This window comes from Rhodococcus sp. USK10, assembly GCF_019378875.1.
In the GTDB taxonomy this organism is placed as follows: Bacteria; Actinomycetota; Actinomycetes; order Mycobacteriales; family Mycobacteriaceae; genus Rhodococcus_F; species Rhodococcus_F pseudokoreensis.
Genome location: NZ_CP076048.1, coordinates 4,775,897 through 4,792,129 on the forward strand (window position 1 = coordinate 4,775,897; position 16,233 = coordinate 4,792,129).

Consider the following 16,233-nt stretch of genomic DNA (forward strand, 5'->3'; position numbering starts at 1 on the left):
TCCAGGGACTCCTTTCGCACGCACGGGTGGCGAAGCCGCCTATTGGTGAACGTCCCTGCGGCGTACCACGAGCGGAAACCCGTCTTTGCCCTCGGTGGGTGTGTTCTGGAACAGAAATGCCACGAATCCCAGGACCCAGCACCACACCAGAGCGCCGAAGGTGGGCCATCGACCGTCCGCTGGTCGGATGACGCACAAACCGAGAAGCCACTTGCCCAAAGTGACGTGATAGATCGATTGAACAACGGTGCGGTGCACGAAGGACAACAGCATCCACGTGCCAACGGCGACAGCAAGCGCCACCATGGAGTCCTCGGGTGGAAGTACAGCGCCCCCGACGCTATCGGCGAGAACGGCGGCGCCGAGATGGAGGCCGGCATCGATCACGAATGCCAACGTGCGACGGAGTCGGCGAGGCGACGGGTATCGCTCAGGGCCTACCGGAACCGGCCCCCGCGCGTGAAGTGTCCAGGTTTCGCTCACGATCGTGTGTCCCCATCCGGCTGCCCGCTGAGGTCGGCGATCGCATCGTCGAGCCCTGTTCGCGAAAGTGCCTCATCCACGACAAATCCGGGTGCCCGGTTGACTCCGACCGTCGCATTCTGCGCCTCGGCGCCGACGTATCCCGTGACGACACCGCGAGGGTCGTATATCTTCTCGATGCCGACGACACCGTTGAGCGCACCTTCGACGGTCCCGCTGACTACACCCTTCGCGCCGGCCTCGGCGATGTTACCGAGGTCGTATCCGTCGCGTCGTCCTTCCTTGTTCTCGTACACCTGGACGGCAGTCTCCAGAATTGCTTGAAGGCCGGCACCCTGTGCCGCGCCCTTCAGAGCGCCGACGGCGGCGCGTCTGAGGATCGAGGTGATCAGCTGCCGCATGATCATCCGTACGGTGACCTGCGTGGCGGCCTCCGCCGCGAACGCGGCCGGACTTGCCGCACCGAACGTCATCGCGCTGGCCACGGCCACCGCGACGAGTTCGGCCGCCAGCACCACCAGCGCCGCGATGATCGACAGCTTCGCGACCCGGACGTCGTCGGCCGACCAGTCCAGGGTGTCCCCGAGTTCGTGGAACAACTCCGACAACTCGCGCAACGCACCGTCCGCACCGATCCGCGCCCACTCCTGCGCCATCGCCGTCTCGACGTCACCACTGACACCGGACAACGCCGACCGGATCGCGGCATCGGCCTCGTCGATGATCTCGTCGAGCGAGGTGCCGGCGTCCTTCCACCCCTGCCCGAGCCGTTCCATCGCCGTCTCGTCCGCATCGGGCCAGTCCGCCCCGACCACCTTCTCCGCCAACCAGCGGACCCCGCCCGGAACCTCGATGCCCATCAGAACAGCCCGGCGAGGCTGGACGCGGTGCCGCGGTCGGTGTCGTCGAACGAGTCGGCGGTACTCCGGAGCTTCGACCCGACCGCCGCCAAGGCGGCGACGGCGAATCCCAGTGAGTGTTCGGCCGCGTCCGCGGACGGCAGATACCCGCTCGCGAACGCCGTCCCGGTCTCGTCGGCGCCCCAGCACTCACCCTCACCGTCGAGGGTCGCGGTCAAGGTGGCGGCGACCTCGGTCATCCGCTGCGACAGGGCGGCGAATCGGGGTGCGACGCCGCGCAGATGCGCAGGGTCCACCCACAGCTGCGCGCTCACTGCCACCCGTCCCGCAGCAGCGGCCGACTCCACGACCCGTCGCCGTCATCGTCCCGGGCCGGTTCCGGATCCACCGGGGTACCACCGCCCTCGGGGACCAGCGGCGGGAGGAAGTCCCGCACGCTCGGCGCGCCGGGAACGAGGTCCGGCAGATCCGGCAGGGTCTCGGTCGCGGACACGATCGATCCCATGATGCGCATCGACTCCGCGTGCGCGGCCACGCCGGCGCGGCGGGCGGCGTCGGTCATCGCCCGTCCCAGCGATTCGGGGCTCGAGCGCCGGAACGCGTCCGGTGCCAGGTGCACCTCGATCACTCCGCCGACCGAGTTCACCACCACCTGCACCAGCCCGTCAGCGGACTCACCCGTGACGCGTAGCTGTGTCACCTGTTGCTGAGCGGCATGCAGATCCTGCGTCTGCCGGTCGAGTGTGGCCAGCATCGAATCGATCTGACCCTGCAGCTCTTGCTCACGCACCCGCAGGCCTTCACGGTCGAACATGAATCCCCCCTTGACATCTCGCGCCACACCCTGCCGCAGCACGGTGTGACTGCACGACCCCCACAGTCGCGTCGCGGGCGAACACTACCCCTCACGCCGGCGATGCCGCCACCGAGGCGGGTTCCGTGAGTGGTTGACGGGTCCAGGGACTCCTTTCGCACGCACGGGCGGCGAAGCCGCCTACTCCGAATTCGCGGGCCCGATCCACTCCGGATACTGGACGGCGACAGGCATCGTCGGGGGCTCGAAACCGGGAGGCGGAACGAGGTTGCCGGACGCATTCGCCGCGAATGCCGGGAACTGCTGCTGCCACCAGTCCGTGCACCCCTGGGGAATCACATCACCGTCCAGCCGGCGTAGGTAGTGGAGCTTGGTGATCTTCCAGCCCTCGAACACATTCCACGTCGGCACCCGATTCGCACGAGGATCCTGCCGGGCGGGGTCGGTGTCGGGAATTCCCGGCTGCCCCGCGTCGTCGGCGGTTCGCTCGAGCTCGACACGGAAGGCCGCGTTCAATGGATTCAGGGTGATGTTTGCGTGCGGCTCGGAAAAGATCTCGTAACTACATACCGTGGCTGCCACGCTTGAATCCGTGGTTGCAAAGTCAGCGATGTGTGCGAAGTTCGTTCCCGCAGCCTGGCGAGTGTCCTCGGGTTCTCGCCAGGTGAGGAACTCCTCCTTGTCGCGATTACTGTGTCTCGCGGGCCCGCCGACAGCGCTTTCATATCCGGGATACGAGTTGCTCAGGCCTACATAGGACGTGAGTTCTCCCGCCTCGTAGGCCGCGCGTATGAGTTCGGCGCCACGGTTGGACAGATCGACACCGGGCCCGCCGGACCAGACGTTGGAGTACAAGACCGTTGTCTCTGCCGGAGGAGGTGGATCCGATTCAGGGGCGTTTTCCTCGGCGCAGCTGGTCGACAGAAGAACCACGGTTCCCAAGGTGAGAGCGAAACTCGCGCGATCAACCATCGTTGCGTACCACGTCGTCGTAGCCGTTTCGGATACGTTCCCCATTCCCGTCGGCGGGATCGCCGAGGTTGCTGAACATGGTTTGGAGAGGGTCTTTTCCGTAACCTTTCAGCTCGGCATTCGAACGGAGGTCCTCCCAGGACAGGAGGCCGCCAGACGAATCGAATGCCCAGGGGTAATCCGCTCGGAAGCTCGCGGGAAGCTCCGGCGTCGCTTGGAGAATGTTGTAGTAGTCGCGGTAGAAGTCCGGAGCTTCCAGGGCGACGGAGGGTGCCGGCCCCGGCGCCTTGCCGATGACGGCGTCCTGCAGGGGGTCGCCGCCCGCGCCGATCATGGTGTTGATGAATTCCCCGCCGGGAAGGCGGTCCAGGCCTACGGACCCGATGCTGGTGAGAGCGCCGTAGGCCGCAGCTTTGCGGTCGTAGATGGCCTGCGCCTGCTCGGCCTTGTCGCTGTAGCTGTCCTCGGTCGAGAGGAGTAGTCCCCTGTCCATGAGTCCGTGGATTCGGCCTGCGGTGGAGAGGTCGCCACCGGCCAGGGGCGCCGCGGGGTCGTGTGCGTACCGGCCCTCGGCGGCAAGGATTTCCTGCATCGAGTACTGGGTGAAGTGCGTTCCGGCCTCGGGATCGGTGTTCATCACCGCGAATACGTTCGACGAGCCGCCGAAGTGGTTGTTGTCGGCGGGGTCTGCCCAGGTGCCGATGTCGAAGCCGGGGTTCTCCGGTCGGCCTGCGCCCGCGAGGTCGCTGATGTACGGACTCATGCTGTGCGACATGGTCCGAAGGAGGTCCGGGTTGACTTGCCCGACGGTTTGCCCGTCGGTGCCGGGGATCCCTCGGAGCGTGTCCCAGTCGGTGCTCATGTTCTCGGCGACGGCTGACATGATCTGCCCGCTGCGTGTCGCGGCTTCGACGTCGGCCGGGTTGCCGGGGTCCTCGACAGTGGCCTCTGCGTCGTCGAACCGGAACATCGAGGCTGCCGCTTGCCCGTTGTCTGACCAGTTGTGAGTGAGGACGTCGCGAACCAGACTCTGGCCGGTGTCGGGCTGGGTGACCGCATGCTGGACGGCGATCTTGTCGTCGCCGACGGCGGTGAAGATGCCTTCGGTGATCGCCGTGTTCTCCGTTCCCCGCCCGTCGACCGTGAAGTACTCGAATTTGTGGTTCGGGTTCTGTTCGTGCGCGACCTGGGCGTCGAGGTACTGGCGTCCGACGTCCAGCAGGTGCTGGTCGAGGCTGCTGCCGTTCTTGTACTGCGCATCGCCTGCCTGAACGATTTCGGCGATCGCCTGGTTGTCGGCGACTCCGTGCAGTTCGACGCTGGATGCACCGGTTGCCCCGACCATTTTGAAATCTCGGGTCACGAGATCGTCCCGGGTCAGCGATTCGACCATCTTGTCGGGTAGCAGGTTCAGGCCGCCGGTTGTCGGCACCTGCGAGTCGCCCTTGACGGTGGCGGTGATCTTGTCGTTCGACACGATCTGAAGCGAGTTCGCGAGGGCGCGCGCAGAGTCCGGAGGCAGTTTGTCCATGATCTGCTGGATCTCCTGTGGACTCTTTCCGTCCAGTGACCGGCTGACCTGATTCAGGTACTCCATCTGTGACGCAGGTATCGTCGCGGCGTTGCCGGAGTTCACGGCGTCGAGTTGTTCGGGGGTCAGTTCCCCGGCCTCGGTCAGCCTCTGGATCTGTTCGGGATTCAATCCGGCGGGGTCGGAGACGAGTTGCGTCCCGTCGGACGCACCCTGATCGGAGCCCAGCGCCGCGGCGGAGGTGAACGTTGCCCGCAGCCCGTCGCGAGCGGAAGCGAATGCGTCCCTGACGGTTGCGTCGGCAGTCTCCGTTGCCGACGCGGCGTCGGCGATGTCGCGTTGCCACCCAATCATGTCGTTCACGCGATCGTTGTCGGGATCGGGGGTCCCGGGATCGGTGACCGTCAGGTCGTCGGCTACGCGGAAACCCGCAGACTCGGCGGCCACGATCGCCATCCGCGCCCGCTGCAGTGGTGCGTCGACGTCGTGGAAACCCTGCTTCGCACGGTTGGCGAGTGCTTCCAGTTGATCCACCACGACAAGTGCCGTCTTCTTGTCGGCGTTCGCCCGGTTCTGGGCGGCTTCGGCGGTCTTACCCTCCCAGTAGGCGTCGTTGACCCTGGTTACGCCGTCGACGTATCGGGTGAAGAGGTCTTCGACCTTCGTGCCGAGAGCGATCCATGCGTCACCGATCTCGGTCAGAGTCGCGGGATTCCAGGACTCGATCTGGGTGCGAGTGAGGCTCATGCTTCACCGCTCCACTCGCCGGTGGCGTTCGTGTACGCGGCGACGAACCGGTCGGCCGACGATTCGTCCTGGTTCCGGTACTCCTGCGCGACATGGATCATCACGTCCCCGGTCTCGCCGAGTCGTTCCTTGATCGCCGGGACGAGCGCTGCATCCACGAGATCCGCGGAAATGCTCGACGCCTCGATGACCGAGGCCATCACGCCGCCTGCGGACGACGAATAGGGGCCCGCCGCCGGGCCGGTTCTCAGACCGCCCGCCTCGTCGGCCAGCCCGTGCAAGGTTCCCCCCAGCCGTTCGAGCTCTTCCAGATCAGCTTTCAACATTCCCACGAAGCCCCCCTCGTCTGTTCACGAATCGACAGCAGCCTAGCGCCCCGTGAGTGGTTGACGAGCCCCCGGACTCCTCAGGCGCGCACGGGCGGCGAAGCCGCGATCCCGAGTGAGTAGGCGCCGACGATTTTCGGTGTGGCTGTCTCGTAGAAGCGGTCGAGGTCCTGGATGTCGAAACCGGCGTTCGTGACCAGGGCGGGGATGTCGCGGGTGAGGTGGCAACCGCCGGCGACGGTTTTCTGGATCGGTTCGAGCCGGCGCTGCCAGCGCTGGACGTTCTCTTCCGGCGCGAGACCGTGCTCGACGAAGTGCAGTGTGCCGCCGGGTTTCAGGACCCGCCGGACCTCTCGGAGCGCGGCGTCGGCGTCGGGGATGGTGCACATCGTCCAGGTGGACAGTGCGGTATCGAAACTGTTGTCGGGGAGGGGGAGTGACTGACCGTCGAGGCCGGACCTTTCGACCGGCGTCGTCGACGCCGCCAGACGCTTGCCTGCCAGCTTCCAGCCGAGATCGGCGGGTTCGACGGCGCTCACCGACTCGACGGCGGTCGGATAGAACGGGACGTTGAGGCCCGATCCGAATCCGATCTCCACCACGCGCCCGTGCAGCCCGGCGCAGACGCGCCGCCGCGTCGGTTCCGTGAACTTCATCCCGCAACTGATGTCGACGAGCCGCGGAACGATCCGGTCCGAGTAGAACCCCATTTCAGCCCTCCTAGGGCGCTTCGCGCCCGTGCGCGGTTGAAGAGTCCAGAGACTCGTTAACCACGCACGGGCGGCGGAGCCGCCTACCGCGGCGCCATGCGCAGGGCGCCGTCCATACGAATGGTCTCACCGTTGAGGTAGTCGTGTTCGACGATCATCTGGACCAGTTGTGCGTACTCGGCGGGCTGTCCGAGGCGGGACGGGAACGGCACGCCGGCTTCGAGGCCCTTGCGGTACTCGTCGGTGACACCGGCGAGCATGGGGGTGTCGATGATGCCGGGGGCGATGGTGTTGACGCGGATGCCGAACTGGGCGAGGTCGCGGGCGGCGGGGACGGTCATGCCGTGCACCCCGCCCTTGGACGCGGAGTAGGCGATCTGGCCGATCTGCCCCTCGAATGCGGCGACGGACGCGGTGTTGACGACGACGCCGCGCTGCCCGGACTCGTCGACGGTGTCGGTCTTGGAGATGGCGTCGGCGGCGAGGCGCATCACGTTGAACGTGCCGAGCAGGTTGACGGTGATGACGGTGCGGAACAGTTCGAGGTCGTGCGGGCCCTTCTTCGACAGAATGCGGCCGGCCCAGCCGACGCCGGCGCAGTTGACGACGATGCGCAGCGGCAGACCCGACTCGACGATCTTCTCGATCGCGGCCTGGACCTCGTCGCCGCTGGTGACGTCGGTGGCGATCAGGGTGACGCCGTCGGGGACGGTGTCGCCTGCCCGTTCGATGGACTGCTGCAGGTCCAGTCCGAACACGGTGGCTCCGGCGTCGGCGAGACGCTTGGCGGTGGCGGCACCGAGGCCCGAGGCCGCTCCGGTGACCAGTGCGGCGGTTCCCTGAATTTCCACAGTGCGCATCCTTCGTTTCCGGCGACCTCCGTTGGCCGACCCTGGTGACCTGCACCATAACGGTCGCTCGGTGTGACGGCAGAGGCGAGGGAAGCATTGCCGGCGGGGGAGCGGGTAGTTTCTCTCGCGGGTGGAGCGACGACCGTAGGGGGACGGATGACTGACGATTGGCTCGAAGTGGATCGGGACGCGTTGGTGCGATGCATCGCCGCGTGCGAGGTGCTGGCGGCGGACATGCGGGATCTGCAGGAGCGGGCGCACCGCGAGCTCGCGCCGGAGAACTTCGGCCTCGGCGAAACCCATCTGCGGTCGGCGGCGGAACTGGCCGCGCGGTTCCGGGCGACGGCGATCGGCGGCCCGGGCGTCGCGGAAGAGAATTCGGCGGTCGGGACGTTCGCCGCGCACGAGCGTTACGCCCTGGACCTGAAGGCGAAGTTCGAAGCGGCGCTGGCCCGGTACGACGAGCAGGACGCGGAGACTGCACGGCGTTTCGCGCAACTCTGAGTCAGTGAACGTGCGCCTGCCAGTCCGACGGAACCCGGGGGCCGGGACCGGGGACGGTCTGGTCGATCGGATGATGTTGCGGCGGGGACAGTTCGGGACCTTCGAACGCCGTCTCGGTGGCGTAGTTCCAGAACCAGGCCTCGCCCGGTTCGAAGCTCCGCACGACGGGGTGCCCGGTGTCGGCGGCGTGTTTGGTGGCGTGCTGTTCCGGGGAGGAGTCGCAGCAACCGATGTGACCGCACTGCGCGCAGCGGCGCAGGTGCACCCACCACCCGCCGGCGCTGTCGCATTCGACGCAGCCTTCCCCGCTCGGCGGCACGCTCGGGTCGATTCCGTCCAGCTCACCCATCGGTGACTCCTTCTGCTGCTGCGACTTCGGGTTCGATCGGAATGCGGACCTGGAACCGGGTGTCGCCCGGTTCGGATTCCACACGCAGGTCGCCGCGGTGCTTCTTCACGACGATGCGCCAGGAGATGTCGAGGCCGAGCCCGGTTCCCTCGCCCACGGGTTTCGTGGTGAAGAACGGTTCGAAGATGCGTGACCGGATCTCTTCGGGCACACCCGGTCCGGTGTCGCCGATCTCGATGAGCGCCATGTCGCCGTCGCGCCGGGTCCGGACGGTGAGGGTGCCGTGGCCGTCCATGGCGGCGACCGCGTTGTCGATGAGGTTCGTCCACACCTGATTGAGTTCGGCGGCGTAGGCGGGGATCTGCGGCAGCGTGGGATCGTATTCCTTGACCACCGCGACCGAGTCGCCGATCTTGCGGCCGAGCATCACCAGCGAGCTGTCGAGCAGTTCCCGCAGGTCGATTCGCTGGTAGGGGGCACGGTCCATCTGCGAGTACTGCTTCGCGGCGTTCACGAGCGTGGAGACCCGGGCGGTGGAGTCGGCGATCTCGTTCATCAGCAGTTCGGTCTCGATGGTGTAGTTGAGCCAGCGGATCGCGCTCTCGACCATCGCTGCGTCGTCGACACTGGCGACGATCCGTTCCAGCCACGGCACGTCGAGACCCGCCTGCACGAACGTGGGCGCCAGATCCCAGCCCCCGGAGACGCCGTGGTCGTCGAACCAGTCGCCGAGTTCGTCCTCGCGGTCGGACGCCTCGAGCGGGGTGAGCGTCGGCGCCTTCGCCACCAGTTCGGCGGTCTCCTCCTGCAACCGGATCAACGTGGCCAGCGCCTGCCGGTCGTACACCCCCGACGCGATGACACCGAGTTTCTGCCGCATGTGCGATACCCGGTCGCGTAGCGACGCCGTCGCCCGGACCGCGGCGGCCGCCGGGTTGTTCAGCTCGTGCGTGAGCCCCGCCGACAGTGACCCCAGCGCGAGGAGGCGCTCCCGCTGATCGACGACCTGCTTCGCGTTCTGGTTGCCGAAGAACAGTCCCTCCAGCAGGTGCACGGCCATCGGGAACCATTCGCGCATCAGCTGCCCGAACCGGTCGGCGTCGAGGACGAAGAACCTCGACGGCGCGGTGACGCGCATCGACGCGGTGTACGTCTGGGGTGCGCGGTCGCCGAGGTACGACTGCCAGGCCCCGGAGTACACGCCCCGCTGCGACGTCCGGTTGAACTCGATGTCCTCGCCGCCCGACAGCTTGCTCAGCACGAGTTCGCCCTCGATCAGCACGTAGAAGCACGTCGCGACCTCACCCTCCGCGAACACCGGCCCGGGTTCGATCAGCTCGACGTGCCCCTTCTCGCAGAGCTGCTCGAGCTGGTGGTCGGTGAGCTTCTCGAAGAGGAACAGCGTCCTCAGCTCGGGGGGATCGCACGGAAGTCGGCTCATGGTCTGCCCCTGGTCATGGTCTGCCCCTGGTCATGGTTGGCCGATGTAGCGGTGGACGAGCATCACGGCCATGGCGCCTTCGCCGACCGCCGACGCCACCCGCTTCGCCGACTCCGAGCGCACGTCCCCGGCGGCGAAGATGCCCGGAACACTCGTCTCGAGGTGGTGCGGGAGGCGGTCGAGGGGCCAGCCGCGCGGCGGCTTGCCGTCGACGACGAGATCGGGGCCGGACACGACGAACCCGTTCTCGTCCCGCGCGACGACGCCGTCGAGCCAGTCGGTCCGCGGGGCGGCGCCGATGAACAGGAACAGGAACCCGGCGTCGACGGTCTGCTCGTCCCCGGTCGCGTTGTTGCGCAGCCGGATCTTCTCGAGGTGCGCGTCGCCCTCGACGCCGATCACCTCGGTGCACGGCCGCACGCGGATGCGCGGGTTCCGTTCGATCTGCTGGACGAGGTAGTACGACATCGAATCCTCGAGCGACTGCGCCCGCACGACGATGGTGACCGTCCGGGCGCCCCGTGACAGGTAGACGGCGGCCTGTCCGGCGGAGTTGGCCCCGCCGACGATGTATACGTCCTGGTCGGTGCAGCGGGCCGCCTCGGTGACTGCGGAACCGTAGTAGACGCCGCGGCCGGTGAGGTCGTCGACACCGGGCGCGGGATGTCGCCGGTACGAGACGCCGGTCGCCAGGATGATCGTGTGCGCGTCGACGGTGTCGCCGTCCGCGAACCGGACCGTCCGCGCCGAGCCGTTGACCTCGAGCGCCACGACGTCGCGGGTGGTGATCAGTTCGGCCCCGAACCGGGTGGCCTGCCTGCGGGCCCGTTCGGCGAGTTGCGCGCCGGACACGCCGTCGGGGAACCCGAGGTAGTTCTCGATGCGCGAACTCTGCCCCGCCTGCCCACCGGTGGCCGTCCGCTCGATCAGCGCGGTGCGCAGCCCCTCCGAGGCGCCGTACACGGCGGCGCCGAGACCGGCCGGGCCTCCGCCGACGACGACGAGGTCGTAGAAGTTCTCCGACGGGTCGGTCCGCAGTCCGAGATGCCGGCCCAGTTCGGTGTCCGACGGTTCCACCAGGCATTCGCCGTCGGCGCAGATCACGACCGGCAGGCGCCGGCCGTCCTCGCCGGCGGCGCTGAGCAACCGCCCGCCCTCCGGCTCGTCCGACATGTACCAGCGGTAGGACAGCTGGTTGCGGGCCAGGAACTCGCGCACCTCCGAGGACCGCGGCGCCCAGCGATGCCCCACGACCTTCGTTTCCTCGGCGGGGTGGTGATCGGACGACGCCCACGCCTCGAGCAGGGCGTCGACCACCGGGTACAGCTTCTCTTCGGGCGGATCCCACGGTTTGAGCAGGTAGTGGTCGAGGTCGATGACGTTGATCGCCTCGATGGCCGCGTCCGTGTCGGCGTACGCGGTGAGCAGCACCCGGCGCGCGACCGGGTACAGGTCCATGGCCTTCTCGAGGAACTCGATCCCGCTCATCGCCGGCATGCGGTAGTCCGCGAGGATGGCCGCGACGGGATCGCCGCGCAGCTTCATCTGCTTCATCGCGTCGAGCGCGGACTCGCCGGATTCGGCGCGGATGATGCGGTACTTCTCACCGTATCGGCGCCGCAGATCGCGGGCGACGGCGCGCGACACCCCGGGGTCGTCGTCGACGGTGAGAATCGCAGGCTTGCCGCTCGCTACGGGATGGTTCACACACGCCCTCTCGTCCGTGAGAACTGCGAGGTACTCCAAGGACTCCGAGTATTGCCCCGGGGCGCGTCTTTGTCGACCGGGTTCAGTCCTGGTGCTGCATCTGTTCGGGCTCTGCCGCGGCAGCGCGACGACGCCGCGACCACGCGGTGCGTCCGGCCGCACCGGCCAGCGCCAGAACGACGACGGCGGCCCCGGCGATCGGACCGGCAATGTTGCCGGGGAACAGGCCCTCGAGCAGCAGCCAGACGCCGAACGCGAAGAACAGTACGGCCGCGCCGATGCGGATGACGCTCTCGGGCAGATGCTTGCCCAGGACGGCGCCGACGACGATGGCCAGGGCATCGGCCGCCACCATGCCGACGGTCGAGCCGATCCACACGCCGATCGTGTCGTGGTCGGTGGCGAGGGTGATGGTGGCGAGCATGGTCTTGTCGCCGAGTTCGGCGAGGAAGAAGGCGGACGTGACGGCGAGGAACGCGGAGCGGGTGGCGCGGCGGGCCTTGAGTTGCTCGTCTTCGCTGAGGTTGTCGCCGCGCAGCGTCCAGGCGCCGAAGATGAGGAAGGCGATCCCGCCGACGATGCTGATCGCCGCGGTCGGCAGCGCGACGCCGAGGTAGTGGCCGACGGCCACGGACACCAGGTGGACCACGGTGGTCGCGACGGTGATGCCGGCGATCACGACCCACCAGCGGTAGCGCAGAGCGAACGTCATCGCCATCAGCTGGGACTTGTCGCCGAGTTCGGCGACGAAGATCACGCCGAAACTCAGCAGCGCGGCGGTCAGCACGGCACATCCTCCTCCAGTAGTGGGTCGGAGGATGGAATGGATTCCTCCGGCCTGGCAGACGCGGCGATGCGTCTGTCGGCCGAAGGTCTCGCCCACCGGTGTCGGAACCGGTCCGCCAGGCCGGGCCCGGAACCTCACAGTGCGAGATTGCCGCGCCAGTATGTCGACACAGGCGATTGGGGGCTACTCCCCTTCGTTGCGACCCACGTTAGCGAGGGTCGAACGAAAAGGCAAAAGCGACAAGAAGTTTGGGCTCCCGGGGGCTCAAACTTCGGGTACCCTCACGAGGCCAGCAGCATAGCCAAAACGGCGGTGTCGGGATCGCTGATCGGGTCGATGCCGACCCGGCTGACCATGGACGTCACCGTCCCGTCCGCCTCTGCCTCCACCCACGCCGCCCGGTGTTCGAGCCCGAGATGGGGCAGGCCCGGCAGCAGGACGCAACCCGAGGCGGCGCCCGCGCACTCGGGGAGCGACGGGGTGGTCTCCGACGGCGGGTGCAGCATCATCAGCGCCGGCGGCTGATGATCCGCGAAGCGGCCGGGGGCGAGCGCGAACTCCCCGAGGACGGTGCCCTCCGCCACCACGAGACCGACCGTCTCGGGTTCGGGCTCCTCGGGCAGATCCTCGTGCGCGCCGAAGACCGTGGTGGTGTGGAGCAGCCCCGGAACGCACGCCACCCGTACGGCGAGCGCCAGAAGCTGCGCCCATTCCTTGGTGGTGTCGGGCCAGCGCCCCGAAATGACGAATCCCCGCAAAGTACCCGCGGCCTGGAAGGGCGAGATGCCGATGTAGCCGTCCCTGTTCATCTCTGCCTCCTCGGTGTGATGACACGCTGCGAACATGATTCGTTCTGCACACCTCGTTGGGTACTTGAAGAATGCGCCCGACAGTGCCTGGCACACAAGAGCATGTGAGTGCTAATTGTCCCCAGTGAACGCGAATCCACTCACGGGTGAACGGCATCTGACGGCCCGGCGTACAGAAAACTGCCAGCTTTACTGCAGGTTTACTCGAGGCGCGGCGGTTGAGGTGGGAGAGCCCACCGACGAAAGGCCGAAAAAGTATGGGATCGTCCGCGCCCGAACCGGAAGCGTCCGGATACCTGAAGACCGCCAGCGCGCTGCACGCGTTCAACCGCTACGAGATCAAGTACCTCGCCCAGGAGTCGGACGTTCCCCGCCTCCGCGAGGCGCTCGCCGCGCACATGGCGTCCGACGAATTCTCGCCGGTGGGCGGCTACCCCGTGACGAGCCTCTACTACGACACCCAGAATCTGCGCTTCTACTGGGAGAAGATCGAGGGCCTGAAGTTCCGCCGCAAACTGCGGGTCCGGCTGTACGGGCCGCCAGCGGAGGCTACCGCCGAGACCCCCGTCTACGTGGAGATCAAGCAGCGGGTCAACCGGGTCACGCAGAAGCGCCGGATCCGGCTGCCGTACTCGGATGCGATGCGGCTGTGCAACGCCCGCCGGCCGATCGACCACGACCCCTCGGCCCGGCCCTTCGTGAACGAGGTGACGATGCTCGTCGGCAACCTCGACCTGTGCCCGACCGTCACCACCGGGTACCTCCGGGAAGCGTTCGTGGGCACGGACGCCGATCTGGGGCTGCGCGTCACGATCGACCACCGGGTGCACGGCCGCGACCGCGACTTCCACTTCGCGGCACCGGCCGAGAACCGTTTCATCATCCCGCCGCACCTGTGCATCGTCGAGATCAAGGCCAACGAGCGGGTGCCCTACTGGGTCACCGATCTCACCGCGCGACTGGACATGTCGGTGGTCCGGGTGTCGAAGTACTGCCAGAGCGTGGAGGCGTTCGGGCTTGCACCCCGATCCCGCACGCACGTGCCTGACGAACTCTTCCCGTCCCCGGCCAGCCACGGTCGCACCCTCGCGAAAACCGGAACCCCGTCATGAATTTCGATCTCCAGGATCTCAGTGGAACGTTCTCGACGTTCGACATCGTCGTCTCGCTCGCGTTGTCGTTCGTGTTGTCGGCGATCATCGGGTACGTCTATCGCCTGACGCACAAGAACGTCTCCTACAGCCAGTCCTACGTCCAGACCCTCGTGATGGTCGGCATGGTGATCACCCTGATCATGCTGGTGGTCGGTTCCAACATCGCCCGCGCGTTCGCGCTCGTCGGCGCGCTGTCGGTGGTGCGATTCCGCAACGCGATCAAGGAAACCCGCGACGTCGGATTCATCTTCCTGGTGATGGCCATCGGCATGACGACGGGCACCCGGTTCTACGTGCTCGCCATCGCCGCCACCGTCGCGATCTGCCTCGTGCTCGTCCTGATGAGCCGGTTCGACATGTTCAAGCTGGACGTGCAGCGGCAGGTGGTGAAGGTGCAGGTGCCGCCGGAGGCGGGGTACGCCGCCCTCGTGGAGGACGTGCTGATCGAGTACACCAAGGAGTTCGAATTGGTGAGCACCGAGTCGGTGCGGTCGGGCGCCCTCACCGAGCTGTATTACACGGCGCGGTTGAAGCCGGGCAGGAAACCGGCGGAACTCATCTCGGCGCTCAGCGGGGTCAACACGGGTCAGCGGGTCACCGTCCTCACCGGTTACGACCAAACCGACATCTGATGCGCCGCAGACTCGTCCACCGGCTGCCGACGCCGCTCCGTCAGCACTGGAAGATCCTCGCCGCCTTCCTCACGTTCGTGGCGGTGGCGGTCGGCGTGTTCGGTCAGGCGCGGGTGCGGCCGTACATCACCGGCGACGCGACGGTCATCGCCTCCGACATCACCGAGAACGTCGCCGGCTCGGTCGATTTCTTCGACACGGGGAGCTCGCACGACGTGAGCATCGAGTACTCGCAATCCGATTACGACGACATGATCGCCGCCTACCGGGACGAGGGCGAGAAGGAGTGGATCACCGCCGACATCACGATCGACGGGACCCTCGTCACCGACGTCGGGGTGCGGCTGAAGGGCAACTCCACGCTGATGGGACTCCGCGGGACCGGCGGCGGCCTCGGTGGTGGTCCGGGCGGCGGGCAACCCAGGACGTCGGAGGGGCGGGAACCTCCCGCGGGAATGGCGATGCCGGAGGGCGGAGGCGCCGGCGGCGGCATGGTCGCGCTGTCGGCCGACGACCCCGCGTCGCTGCCACTGCTGATCAGCTTCGACAAGTACGTGTCGGGGCGGGCATACCAGGGGATGACGCAACTGTCGGTCCGGCCGGGCTCGCCCGTGCTGAACGAGGCGGTGGCGCTGTCGCTGACCGCCGAATCCGGTCAGCCCACCCAGCGGTACGCCTACACCACGTATTCGGTGAACGGGTCGCCGGCGCAGACCCGGCTCGTGCTCGAGCACCCGGACGAGGGGTACGCGAACTCGCTGTTCGACAGCGACGGCGTCCTCTACAAGGCTGACGCCAACTCGAGTTTCACGTATCAGGGCGACGACCAGACCACCTACACCGATCAGTTCGTCCAGGTCAACGCCGAAGGCTCGCAGGACCTGCAGCCGATCATCACGTTCCTGAAGTGGCTTGACGGTGCGTCCGATGAGCAGTTCGACGCCGAACTCGCCGACCGGGTGGACGTCGACTCCTTCGCCCGGTACGTCGCCACCCAGAATCTGCTGGTCAACAGCGACGACATGGCGGGTTCGGGCAAGAACTACTACCTCTGGTACGACCTGGGGACGAAGAAGATCTCCGTCGTGTCCTGGGATCTCAACCTCGCGCTGAGCGGCAACTCCGATGCGGGCCCGCACGACTCGATCGGAATGGGCGGCGGGGGCCGCTCGGGCGGCGGAGCCACGCCGGAAGGTGCCCTCGGCGGTGGAATGCCCGGTGGTGAGATGCCCGGCGGCGGCATGCCCGGTGGCGGGAACGCGCTGAAGGAGCGGTTTCTGGCTTCGGCGGCGTTCACGGGCGTGTACGACGACGCGTACCGCGACCTCTACGCGCAGTTGTTCGGCAGCGGCCGGGCCGTCGAGATCCTCGACGAGATCGCGCAGACCGTACCGGTATCCGACGGGTTGAGCGCCGAGAAGCTTGCGTCGGACGCCCTGACCCTGCGTGCGCGGCTGCAGACCCGCACCGACGCGCTGGCCGCGAACGAGGTGATCGTCGCCGGGTAGAAATCTCAGCCGGAAAAAGATGTCTCAGAGAATCCTCAGACTCGTCAC

Annotated in this window: 18 protein-coding genes; 4 read left to right on the plus strand and 14 right to left on the minus strand. The window is 67.2% G+C overall.

The window, feature by feature from the left end; translation table 11 throughout:
- Window positions 1-39 precede the first annotated feature (39 nt).
- The 9 genes from I1A62_RS29025 to I1A62_RS29065 form a co-directional block, all read right to left on the minus strand.
- Window positions 40-483, minus strand: coding sequence for an RDD family protein (locus I1A62_RS29025; protein WP_257890574.1), 444 nt, complete (start codon window positions 481-483; stop codon window positions 40-42).
- Complete coding sequence (locus tag I1A62_RS29030; RefSeq protein WP_219455709.1) at window positions 480-1,343, minus strand: hypothetical protein; 864 nt, start codon at window positions 1,341-1,343, stop codon at window positions 480-482. The genes I1A62_RS29025 and I1A62_RS29030 overlap by 4 nt, the downstream gene beginning before the upstream one ends.
- Window positions 1,343-1,657, minus strand: a complete 315-nt coding sequence (locus I1A62_RS29035; protein ID WP_124392072.1) for a WXG100 family type VII secretion target — start codon at window positions 1,655-1,657, stop codon at window positions 1,343-1,345. The genes I1A62_RS29030 and I1A62_RS29035 overlap by 1 nt, the downstream gene beginning before the upstream one ends.
- Complete coding sequence (locus tag I1A62_RS29040) at window positions 1,654-2,157, minus strand: YbaB/EbfC family nucleoid-associated protein (protein WP_219455710.1); 504 nt, start codon at window positions 2,155-2,157, stop codon at window positions 1,654-1,656. Before I1A62_RS29040 ends, I1A62_RS29035 begins: the two co-directional genes overlap by 4 nt.
- 180 nt (window positions 2,158-2,337) lie before the next feature.
- Window positions 2,338-3,129 carry a hypothetical protein gene (locus tag I1A62_RS29045; protein WP_219455712.1) on the minus strand — a complete coding sequence of 264 codons (792 nt, stop codon included), beginning with the start codon at window positions 3,127-3,129 and terminating at the stop codon, window positions 2,338-2,340.
- Window positions 3,122-5,407, minus strand: a complete 2,286-nt coding sequence (locus I1A62_RS29050) for a hypothetical protein (protein ID WP_219455714.1) — start codon at window positions 5,405-5,407, stop codon at window positions 3,122-3,124. Before I1A62_RS29050 ends, I1A62_RS29045 begins: the two co-directional genes overlap by 8 nt.
- Window positions 5,404-5,733: a hypothetical protein gene (locus tag I1A62_RS29055; protein WP_124392100.1), complete on the minus strand. Its 330-nt coding sequence runs from the start codon at window positions 5,731-5,733 to the stop codon at window positions 5,404-5,406. The genes I1A62_RS29050 and I1A62_RS29055 overlap by 4 nt, the downstream gene beginning before the upstream one ends.
- Before the next feature lie 80 nt (window positions 5,734-5,813).
- The gene (locus tag I1A62_RS29060) at window positions 5,814-6,443 is read right to left on the minus strand and encodes a class I SAM-dependent methyltransferase (protein WP_219455715.1); all 630 of its coding nucleotides are present in this window, start codon (window positions 6,441-6,443) and stop codon (window positions 5,814-5,816) included.
- Between the two features lie 83 nt (window positions 6,444-6,526).
- Window positions 6,527-7,294 (minus strand): SDR family NAD(P)-dependent oxidoreductase, encoded by a 768-nt coding sequence (locus I1A62_RS29065; protein WP_124392077.1) that lies wholly within the window; start codon window positions 7,292-7,294, stop codon window positions 6,527-6,529.
- Between the two features lie 156 nt (window positions 7,295-7,450).
- Between I1A62_RS29065 and I1A62_RS29070 the strand changes: the two genes are divergently transcribed.
- Window positions 7,451-7,798, plus strand: a complete 348-nt coding sequence (locus tag I1A62_RS29070) for a hypothetical protein (protein WP_124392078.1) — start codon at window positions 7,451-7,453, stop codon at window positions 7,796-7,798.
- Window position 7,799: 1 nt separating this feature from the next.
- Here I1A62_RS29070 and I1A62_RS29075 read toward each other — a convergent pair whose 3' ends face one another.
- From I1A62_RS29075 to I1A62_RS29095, 5 genes are all read right to left on the minus strand, one after another.
- A complete protein-coding gene (locus I1A62_RS29075) occupies window positions 7,800-8,147 on the minus strand; it encodes a UBP-type zinc finger domain-containing protein (RefSeq protein ID WP_124392079.1) in 348 nt (115 codons plus the stop codon).
- Window positions 8,140-9,588, minus strand: coding sequence for an ATP-binding protein (locus I1A62_RS29080; RefSeq protein ID WP_219455717.1), 1,449 nt, complete (start codon window positions 9,586-9,588; stop codon window positions 8,140-8,142). Before I1A62_RS29080 ends, I1A62_RS29075 begins: the two co-directional genes overlap by 8 nt.
- 30 nt (window positions 9,589-9,618) lie before the next feature.
- Window positions 9,619-11,295: an FAD-dependent oxidoreductase gene (locus tag I1A62_RS29085; protein ID WP_072938720.1), complete on the minus strand. Its 1,677-nt coding sequence runs from the start codon at window positions 11,293-11,295 to the stop codon at window positions 9,619-9,621.
- Window positions 11,296-11,377: 82 nt separating this feature from the next.
- Entirely contained in the window at window positions 11,378-12,082 is a 705-nt protein-coding gene (locus I1A62_RS29090; protein WP_124392081.1) for a TMEM165/GDT1 family protein, read from the minus strand.
- A 281-nt stretch (window positions 12,083-12,363) separates the two neighbouring features.
- Entirely contained in the window at window positions 12,364-12,891 is a 528-nt protein-coding gene (locus I1A62_RS29095; protein WP_005248897.1) for a hypothetical protein, read from the minus strand.
- Between the two features lie 257 nt (window positions 12,892-13,148).
- On the opposite strand from I1A62_RS29095, the gene I1A62_RS29100 reads away from it, so the two are divergent.
- Genes I1A62_RS29100 through I1A62_RS29110 form a run of 3 tightly spaced genes read left to right on the plus strand, consistent with a single transcriptional unit; the run spans window position 13,149 to window position 16,185 of the window.
- A complete protein-coding gene (locus tag I1A62_RS29100; protein ID WP_219455718.1) occupies window positions 13,149-14,003 on the plus strand; it encodes a polyphosphate polymerase domain-containing protein in 855 nt (284 codons plus the stop codon).
- Entirely contained in the window at window positions 14,000-14,677 is a 678-nt protein-coding gene (locus tag I1A62_RS29105; protein ID WP_219455720.1) for a DUF4956 domain-containing protein, read from the plus strand. Before I1A62_RS29100 ends, I1A62_RS29105 begins: the two co-directional genes overlap by 4 nt.
- A complete protein-coding gene (locus I1A62_RS29110) occupies window positions 14,677-16,185 on the plus strand; it encodes a CotH kinase family protein (protein WP_219455722.1) in 1,509 nt (502 codons plus the stop codon). Before I1A62_RS29105 ends, I1A62_RS29110 begins: the two co-directional genes overlap by 1 nt.
- The last annotated feature ends 48 nt before the right edge of the window (window positions 16,186-16,233 follow it).

Coding starts and splice junctions, on each gene's coding strand:
- I1A62_RS29030 (WP_219455709.1), bottom strand. CDS start 1,343: ATGGGCATCGAGGTTCCGGGCGGGGTCCGCTGGTTGGCGGAGAAGGTG.
- I1A62_RS29080 (WP_219455717.1), bottom strand. CDS start 9,588: ATGAGCCGACTTCCGTGCGATCCCCCCGAGCTGAGGACGCTGTTCCTC.
- I1A62_RS29045 (WP_219455712.1), bottom strand. CDS start 3,129: ATGGTTGATCGCGCGAGTTTCGCTCTCACCTTGGGAACCGTGGTTCTT.
- I1A62_RS29110 (WP_219455722.1), top strand. CDS start 14,677: ATGCGCCGCAGACTCGTCCACCGGCTGCCGACGCCGCTCCGTCAGCAC.
- I1A62_RS29060 (WP_219455715.1), bottom strand. CDS start 6,443: ATGGGGTTCTACTCGGACCGGATCGTTCCGCGGCTCGTCGACATCAGT.
- I1A62_RS29050 (WP_219455714.1), bottom strand. CDS start 5,407: ATGAGCCTCACTCGCACCCAGATCGAGTCCTGGAATCCCGCGACTCTG.
- I1A62_RS29095 (WP_005248897.1), bottom strand. CDS start 12,891: ATGAACAGGGACGGCTACATCGGCATCTCGCCCTTCCAGGCCGCGGGT.
- I1A62_RS29105 (WP_219455720.1), top strand. CDS start 14,000: ATGAATTTCGATCTCCAGGATCTCAGTGGAACGTTCTCGACGTTCGAC.
- I1A62_RS29100 (WP_219455718.1), top strand. CDS start 13,149: ATGGGATCGTCCGCGCCCGAACCGGAAGCGTCCGGATACCTGAAGACC.
- I1A62_RS29070 (WP_124392078.1), top strand. CDS start 7,451: ATGACTGACGATTGGCTCGAAGTGGATCGGGACGCGTTGGTGCGATGC.
- I1A62_RS29075 (WP_124392079.1), bottom strand. CDS start 8,147: ATGGGTGAGCTGGACGGAATCGACCCGAGCGTGCCGCCGAGCGGGGAA.
- I1A62_RS29055 (WP_124392100.1), bottom strand. CDS start 5,733: ATGTTGAAAGCTGATCTGGAAGAGCTCGAACGGCTGGGGGGAACCTTG.
- I1A62_RS29040 (WP_219455710.1), bottom strand. CDS start 2,157: ATGTTCGACCGTGAAGGCCTGCGGGTGCGTGAGCAAGAGCTGCAGGGT.